The 7,520-nt window shown below is 70.3% G+C and carries 7 protein-coding genes and 2 pseudogenes; 2 read left to right on the top strand and 7 right to left on the bottom strand.

The window, feature by feature from the left end:
* Nucleotides 1-511, top strand: a 511-nt coding sequence (locus tag GJ632_RS17015; RefSeq protein ID WP_191453573.1) for an SDR family NAD(P)-dependent oxidoreductase, incomplete at its 5' end; no start/stop codon positions are given.
* A 39-nt stretch (nt 512-550) separates the two neighbouring features.
* Here the strand turns inward: GJ632_RS17015 and GJ632_RS17010 are convergent.
* The 7 genes and pseudogenes from GJ632_RS17010 to GJ632_RS16985 all read right to left on the bottom strand — a co-directional run bounded on the left by GJ632_RS17010 (nt 551) and on the right by GJ632_RS16985 (nt 6,944).
* Nucleotides 551-1,264: an SDR family oxidoreductase gene (locus tag GJ632_RS17010; protein WP_089803999.1), complete on the bottom strand. Its 714-nt coding sequence runs from the start codon at nt 1,262-1,264 to the stop codon at nt 551-553.
* Between the two features lie 84 nt (nt 1,265-1,348).
* Nucleotides 1,349-2,473 (bottom strand): ORC1-type DNA replication protein, encoded by a 1,125-nt coding sequence (locus tag GJ632_RS17005; protein WP_089803998.1) that lies wholly within the window; start codon nt 2,471-2,473, stop codon nt 1,349-1,351.
* A gap of 154 nt (nt 2,474-2,627) precedes the next feature.
* On the bottom strand, nt 2,628-3,056 hold the full coding sequence (locus tag GJ632_RS17000) for a hypothetical protein (RefSeq protein WP_191453572.1): 429 nt from the start codon (nt 3,054-3,056) through the stop codon (nt 2,628-2,630).
* Between the two features lie 45 nt (nt 3,057-3,101).
* A pseudogene (locus GJ632_RS16995) lies at nt 3,102-5,141 on the bottom strand (endonuclease MutS2).
* Between the two features lie 48 nt (nt 5,142-5,189).
* Nucleotides 5,190-5,552: a hypothetical protein gene (locus GJ632_RS22375; protein ID WP_197428060.1), complete on the bottom strand. Its 363-nt coding sequence runs from the start codon at nt 5,550-5,552 to the stop codon at nt 5,190-5,192.
* On the bottom strand, nt 5,471-6,181 hold the full coding sequence (locus GJ632_RS16990) for a ferredoxin--NADP reductase (RefSeq protein ID WP_197428059.1): 711 nt from the start codon (nt 6,179-6,181) through the stop codon (nt 5,471-5,473). The genes GJ632_RS22375 and GJ632_RS16990 overlap by 82 nt, the downstream gene beginning before the upstream one ends.
* A gap of 427 nt (nt 6,182-6,608) precedes the next feature.
* The gene (locus GJ632_RS16985; RefSeq protein WP_191453571.1) at nt 6,609-6,944 is read right to left on the bottom strand and encodes a hypothetical protein; all 336 of its coding nucleotides are present in this window, start codon (nt 6,942-6,944) and stop codon (nt 6,609-6,611) included.
* 438 nt (nt 6,945-7,382) lie between these two features.
* On the opposite strand from GJ632_RS16985, the pseudogene GJ632_RS16980 reads away from it, so the two are divergent.
* A pseudogene (locus GJ632_RS16980) lies at nt 7,383-7,520 on the top strand (alpha hydrolase); the annotation flags it as partial.

The following is a 7,520-nucleotide window of genomic DNA, read 5'->3' as shown; positions in this document are numbered from 1 at the left end:
CCGCGACGCGTTCGCGGAGATTCGCGACGCCCTCGGCCCCGTCGACACGCTGGTCAACCACGCGAGTGGCGCGGCGTGGAAGGGCCTGCGCGACCTCTCCGTGGCCGAACTCGACGACGCGTTGGCCGTCGGCGTCCGCGGCGGGTTCGTCTGCTCGCAGGAGGCCGCCGCCGACATGACCGACGGCGACGGCGGCACCATCCTGTTCACCGGCGCCACCTCCGCCGTCCGCGGGCGCGAGGGGTCTCTGGCCTTCTCGGCGGCGAAGTTCGGCGTGCGCGGGATGGCGCAGTCGATGGCGCGCGAACTCGGCCCCGAGGGCGTCCACGTCGCGCACGTCGTCATCGACGGGAGCGTCCGCCCGCCGGAGGGAGACGTCGAGGACGAGTCGGCGTATCTGGACCCCGACGACGTGGCCGACACGTACTGGCACCTCGCGGAGCAGTCGGTCGAGACGATGTCGTTCGAGGTGCACGTCACCAACGGCACGCAACCCATCGAGTTCGTGTAGGCGGCCCGCGTCACCCCGTCCGCCGAGTCGGTCTCGAACTCAGACGCTCCGGGTCAGCCCCCCGTCCACGCGGACGTTCTGCCCGGTGACGTAACTCGCCGCGGGCGAGAGGAGGTACGCGACGGTGTCTGCTATCTCCTCGGTCCGCGCGGGGCGACCCATCGGAATCCGGTCCCGCGTCTCCGCGTCCACGTCGTAGCTATCGACGAACCCCGGCAGGACCGCGTTCATCCGGATGCCGTCCGCGGCGTAGCGGTCGGCGTACAGTTTCGTGAACGCGCCGAGGCCGGCGCGGAGCACCGACGAGACGGGGAACTCGGCGCTCGGTTCGTACGCCGAGAACGTCGAGACGTTCACGAACGCGCCGCCGTCGCCCTCACGCATCACCGGCGTGACGAGGCGGGCCGTTCGGACGGCGTTCAACAGGACGAGGTCCAGTCCCTCGTGCCACGCCTCGTCGTCGACGTCGAGGAGGTCACCCGTCGCGGGGTGGCCGGTGTTGTTCACCACGGCGTCGACGCGTCCGTATCGCTCGGTGGCCGCCGTCACGAGTGCCGCGAGGTCCTCGGGGTCGGTGACGGACCCCTCGAAGCCCACCCCGCCGAGTTCCTCGGCCACGTCGACGGCCGCCCCCGACTTCGAGAGGAGGACCGGCACGTAGCCGTCCGCGGCCAGTCGTCGCGCGCACGCCGCCCCGATTCCGCGTCCCGCCGCCGTCACGATTGCGACTCGGTCGGTGTCTTCGCTCGCCATGGACGGGTCTCGCGGGGAACGCGAATGTACGTTCGGGTCGGTTCGGGGTGTGGAGACGGACGGAAGCCGCACCGACGCGGCGACTCAGAGGCGGTCCAACACGGCGTCGGCCTCGTAGGCCAAGGAGAGCGACCGGGAGCGACCGCGACCCTCTATCTCGGCGTACTCGGTGTCGATGATGCCGAGTTGGTCGAGTTTGTTGATTATCTCCGAGTAGCGCGTGTAGCCGAGGTCGGTCTCCTCGTGGAACGCCTCGTAGACGGTGCCGGCCTGTTCGCCGTCGTACTCGGCGATGACGCGCACCAGTGCGCGTTCTGAGTCCGAGAGGCCGCGGAGACACCGCGAGAGGTGGACGTACTTCGACTTGTCGTACGCCGCCTCGACGTCGTCGAGCGTCACCGTCCGACTGGCGCGCATCTCGGCGTGGAGGCCGGCGCGGCGGAGCAGGTCGATGCCGACGCGCAGGTCGCCGCTCTCGGCGGTGAGTTCGGCCACCCGGTCCAGTTCCGGGTCGCCGATGACGCCGTCGTGGAACCCTCGGTCGGCGCGGCCGCGGAGGATGCTGACTATCTCGTCGACGCCGTAGACGGGGAAGTACACCTCCTCGGGGCGGAAGACGCTCTGCACGCGGCCGTCGAGTTCCTCGATGACGTCCAAGGCGAGGTCCGAGGAGACGATGATGACGCCGATGCGCGCCCCCGAGTGCGTCTCGTGGGCGCGGAGCAGCGAGTAGAGGGTGTCGGAGGCCTCGTTCTCGTAGAACAGGTAGTTCACGTCGTCGAGGGCGACGGCGAGGACTTCCTCGTCCTCGACGAGGCGGTCGGTTATCTGGCCGAACAGCTTCTTGAACGAGATGCCCGAGGAGGGGGGTTCGTACTCGAAGATGTGCTCGAAGATGCGGGAGAAGACGGCGTAGCGCGTCGAGTCCACCTGACAGTTGACGCGGACGGTCCGGACGCCCGACTGCGCGCCGAGTTCGCCGTACAGTTTCTGGACGGCCGTCGTCTTGCCCGTCCCCGGCGGCCCGCGGACGATGGTGTTGAGCGGCCGGGAGCCGCGGACCGCGGGTCTGAGAGCGTACTTGAGGCTCTGCAGTTGCGTCTCGCGGTGGTTGAACGTCTCCGGAACGTAGTCTATCTCGAAGACGTGCTCGTCGCGGAACACCGTCTCGTCCCACGATAGCATCCCCTCCTCGGGGTCGTCCCTCATCGATTCGATTACGAATAGCAGTCTACTTAACCGTTCCCCAGCGGCGGAGTGAAAGTGAAAGTGGACCGGAGACCGCCTGCAAGCGCCGTATCCAAACGTTCACTAAATCCGACTCGTCGAAGGCGCGGTCGCGGATGGGTCGTCCGACGGCCCCTCACTCGGTCACGAGGACGTACACCCGGTAGGCGCTGAACAGGCCGACGAGCAAGCCGACCGCACCGAGACCGATAGTCGCCGGTCCGATTCCGCCGAGCAGTCCGCTCGCGGCGACGGAGAACCCGACGGCCGCGAGTGCGAGGTAGAAGAGGATGAGCGTCGCCGTCCCCACCACGTCCCACATCGCGTCGCGGGTCGCCCGGTACACCACGTCGTACGTCGGGTCCGCCTCGGGAGTCGGTCCGGCGGCGTCGTCTCCACCCGCGGCGGTGCCGCCGTCCGGGAGGACTGTCGCGTCGGTCGCGGGCGGTTCGGCGCTGTCGGGAGTGACGTTCGCGTCGTCGGAAGCAGTGTTCGCGTCGTCGGAAGCAGTGTTCGCGTCGTCTGACGTGGCGTTCGCGTCGACGGCGTCTGCGTCGGGGACCATACCCGTCGCTCCGACCGAGAACGTGATAAATCCCCGTCGGGTCGCTCAGAACTTCTCCAGCAGTCGGTCGTAGAACCCCGACCCGTCCTCGCCCGCGAGTTTCTCCACGATGAGTTCCGGCGTCGAACGCGCGAGGTGGTCCTTGACGGGCGAGCGGTTCACGACGAGTTCGCCGTCGGCCAGTCCGACCGCCTCGATGCCGTCGACGGCGACGTCGAACCCGGCCGCCTCGCGTATCTCGCTGGCGAGGTGGGAGACGAACACCGCCGTCGCCGACTGGTCGTCGAGGGCTTCGAGGATGCCGGCGATTATCTTCGCCGACGCGCCGGGTTCGGTGATGCTCTCCAGTTCGTCCACGAGGACCAGACGGTTCGACTCGCCGTCGACGAGTTCGCGGAAGTCCCGCAGGGTGCTCTCGAACGCCCCCGCGTCCAGCGTCCCCTGCGACTTCGCGTAGTAGTGCAGTTCCGAGAAGCGTTCGAGTTCGACGCGGTCTGCGGGGACGGGCAGGCCCATCTGCGCGAGGACGACGACGAGAGCCACCAGGTCGAGCGTCGACGTCTTCCCGCCGGAGTTGCGCCCGAGAGGAGGGTGCGCCCGAGACGGCGTAGTCCACCGGGTCGGCCGCCTCGAACGGCACGTCGAGCAGGGGGGGACCGGCCGGCTTCGACGGCGAACCCGCCGCCCGCGCCGTCGCCGCGCGCACCGCCATCGCCGTCGCGCGCACCGCCGTCCGTCGTCGCCGCGCCGCCGTCCGCGACGAACGTCGGGAACGAGCAGTCGAAGTCGCGGGCGAACCGCGAGACGGCAAGTTCCACGTCCAGTTCGAGGGCGTCCGAGACCATCTCGCCGACCGGGTCGCGGAGGGCAGAGAGGTCCGCGGCCAGTTCGCGCTTCAGGCGGACGGCGCGTCGGTCGCGCCCGGCTTTCAGTTCCGCGCGGAGGCGCGAGAGGAGTTCCTCGTCGTAGTCGACGGGGAACGACGGGTCGTCCGAGAAGACGCGCGTGGCGACGTCCGCCCCTCGGGGCGGAGCGACAGCGACTCGACCAGATGCTCTCGGGCGGTGGCGACGGCGTCGGCGTACTGGTCTTCGAGTTCCCGCGACAGCAGCGAGTCCACGCGGGCGCCCTGTTCGACCAGCGAGAGGAAGTCCGTCCCCTCGATGGTCACGTCGCGTTCGCGGATGGCGTCGCGGAGGTGGTCGTTGGCGACGGATTCGGCCGTCGAGACGGCGGCGTCGACGTCGTCGACGGCGTTCGTCAGGCGGTCCAGTTCCTCGTCGCCGACGATGGTGCCGTCGTCGTCCAGTCGCGAGAGGGCGTCGCGGAGGTGGTCGAGGTCACACGGCGCGTCCAGTCCGGCGGCCTCGTGCACGTCCGCGGCGGCGCGGATTCGCTCGCGGTTCTGCGCGAAGAACGCCAGCACTCGCTCCGGCACTATCTCGTCGGGGTGGTCGGCGGCGTCGGGGCGCACGCGCACGTCGCCCTCCACGTCCACGCCCGCGAACGCCTCGTCGAGGGCGACGACGGTGGCGTACGAGCGAGCGAGTTCCGAGAGGCCGCGGGCGCCTCGACGACTTCGACCGACAGTTCGGGGAACGCCTCCTTGGCGGCGGCGTAGCGTTCGGCGTCGGCGGTCGCGAGACAGCGCTCGCGGACGCGGATGCCCGCGGCGGGTTCCAGCGACGCCACGCCGTCGAGTGCGTCGAGGACGGCCGGGTCCGGGTCGCGTTCGACGGCCGCCTCCGCGAACGCGCGCACCTCCTCGATGCGCGACGCCGAGGCCGTGGGGTAGAACGTCTCCAGTCGCTTCTCGGCGTAGGCGGTGACGGTTCGCTCGCGGAGCAACGAGAGCACGTCGCGGTACACCTCGCGGGCGCGGTCCGTGGCGAGGAAGTCGCCGTCGTCGTCGTGCCTGCGGCGGATGGCCCCGCGCGCGATGGCGGCCGCGCGCCCCTCCGTGAGGCCCGGGGCGCGGGCGAGAGCGGCCACGTCCCCGTCGGCCAACGCCCGTTCGGCGTCGTCGAGTTGGGACAGCGCTTCGGCCGTCTTCTCCCCGACGCCCGGGATAGCCTCGAACTCCATTCGGCGTGGAGTATCGCCCGCCCCGACAAAACGTTACGGGTCGGGCGGTTAGCCGTAGCTCTCCACGTCGAGGTACTCCTCGCGGACGCCGACGGACTCGACGACGTTCGTCACCCGGTCGCACATCGCGCCGATGCCGCAGACGTACACCTCCATCGCGTCGGGGTCGATGCGGGCGTCGACGTCGCCCACGGGGGCTTCGTCCACGTAGTCGGCGAACTCGTCGGGGAGGGCGTCGAGGTCCGTCGCCTCGCTGTCGAGGTACTTGAGGAGACAGAACTGCACGTAGTCGGTCTCGCCGGTCCAGTCGGTGAGGTAGTTCTCGCGGCTCAGGGTGGGGACGAAGTGGAAGTTGTCGCGTTCGTCGTCGCGGGCGCGGAACGCCTCCCGGTAGGGAGGTGGTCCTCCCACGAGGAGCCCAGAAACAGCCAGACGTCCCGGCGCTCGCCGTCGCACTCGTCCATCCCCTCCTCGAAGACGTAGTCTATCATGCTCTTGAACGGCGCGACGCCGGTGCCCGTCGCCACGAACACCAGGTCGCGGTCGGACGGTTCCGAGAGCATGAGTTCGTCGCCGTACGGGCCGCGGACGAACAGGTCGTCGCCCGGTTGGACCCGTTCGCACAGGTCCGGCGTGAGTTCGCCGCCCGGCACCCGCCGGATGCAGAGTTCGACGCCGTCGCGGTTGGGGGAACTGGCGATGGAGTAGACGCGCGGTTCCTCGTCCTGATAGCTGATTCGCACGTACTGGCCGGGGACGAACTCGAAAGAGGTGTCGTCGGGGTCGTCGGCCGCCGACCCGATCTCGAATCTGATGCTCACGAGCGACGGGTACGGCCGCTCCAGCCGTTTCTTCAGCGCCTCCAGCTTCCCGCTGAGTTCCTCCTCGCCCTGTGCCGACAGTTCGGCGGTCACGCGGTCCCACGCGTCGCCGCTCTCGCCGAGAGGACCGAGCGTCTCCTCGATGTCGAGTCGCTCGCGTATCGCCTCGCGGTGGGTGTCGACCGCCGCCTCTATCTCGTCCGTGCGGTCCTCGTCCATCGTCGTCACGTCGACGACGGTGGCGTCGTGGTTCTCTATCTCCGCCGCCTCGCGTCCGACTCGATGGAAGGGTCCGTCGGCATCGCTCCCCAGTTCGGCCGCGACGGCTTTGACGCTGGCGGCGGGTGCGTCAGTCGGCGCCGCCGTCCTCGTCGGGCGACCCCTTCCGTCCGATGTCGGCCTCGGTGTCGAGACCCTCCTCGGGGGCGTGGTCCCGCGCGTAGTCGGAGAGTTCGTCCCAGCCGACGTCGTCCTCTATCTCTCGAATCAGTTGGCCGACCGAGGTGGACTGCTCCAGCGAGACCCCGTCCTCGCGGGCGACGCTCTCGGACTCGGCGTGGCCGTCGACACGACTGTGCCGTTCTGCGTCGTAGTAGACGGGCGTCCCCTCGGGCGTCGACGCCGAGTTTCTGCAGACCGTCCTCGCTCACGTGCGGTCACCTCCCGTCCCGTCGTCGCCGTCGTCGGCGTCCATCCCGGGGAGGTGGTCCCTCGCGTAGTCCGTGAGTTCGTCCCACCCGACGGACTCCTCGACGTCGTCGAGGAGGTCACCGACCGTCGCGTCCTCGTCCAGCGGTCGGTCGTCGCGCCAGTCCTCGGCGTCGGCGTCCGCGGGCGCGTCGCGTCGGGCGTGCGCCTCCTCGTCGTAGTAGACGGGTTGGCCCTCGGTGTTCACGCCGAGCAACCGACTCGTGCCGCGGACGCTCGGGAACGGGTCGAGCGCCGACCCCGGCGTCTCGTCCCAGTCGTCGGCGTCCGTCACCGCGGTTCACCTCGCGCGCGGCGGTGCCGGCCGCGGTGGGGTCGCCGGCGAGTCCCTCGGGCGCGTCGTGCGATTCGTCCGGTCCGGTCGGCTGCTGTCTTCGGGTCATGGTGCGTGTGTCACGACGCGGGCCGCCGTCAGCACGGACGCGAACCCCGTTCGGCGGGGAGACACGGCGCTCGGCGCGTGCCGAACGGCGGGACGCCCGTGCTGGCGGGGTGCGGCCGAGCGTCGGACCTCTCCCGTCGAGGTCCGGCCGTGACGTTCCTGTGTCTTGTGGCCACGGCGCGTCTCGTGGTCGTGGGGCGTCTCGGGGCCGCGGGCCGAGCGCCGGCACGGCGGGAGGCGCACCGACGCGGGACGGCGCGGCGGTGCGGGCGAACCCGGCGGCCGGGCCGGGGACAACGCGCTTTTGCCGCTCCGCGGGAAACGGGAACCATGCCCGACGCGGACACGCCGGCCGACACCGACCCGACGCTCACCGAGAAGGCCGCGGCGGCGCGCGCGTCGCTCGGAGAGCGGGACGGGGTGCTCGTCGCGTTCTCCGGCGGCGTCGACTCCGCCGTCGTCGCCGCC

It is taken from the genome of Halogeometricum sp. CBA1124 (assembly GCF_009741955.1).
Lineage (GTDB): Archaea > Halobacteriota > Halobacteria > Halobacteriales > Haloferacaceae > Halogeometricum > Halogeometricum rufum.
This window is presented reverse-complemented; position numbering and strand designations above follow the sequence as displayed.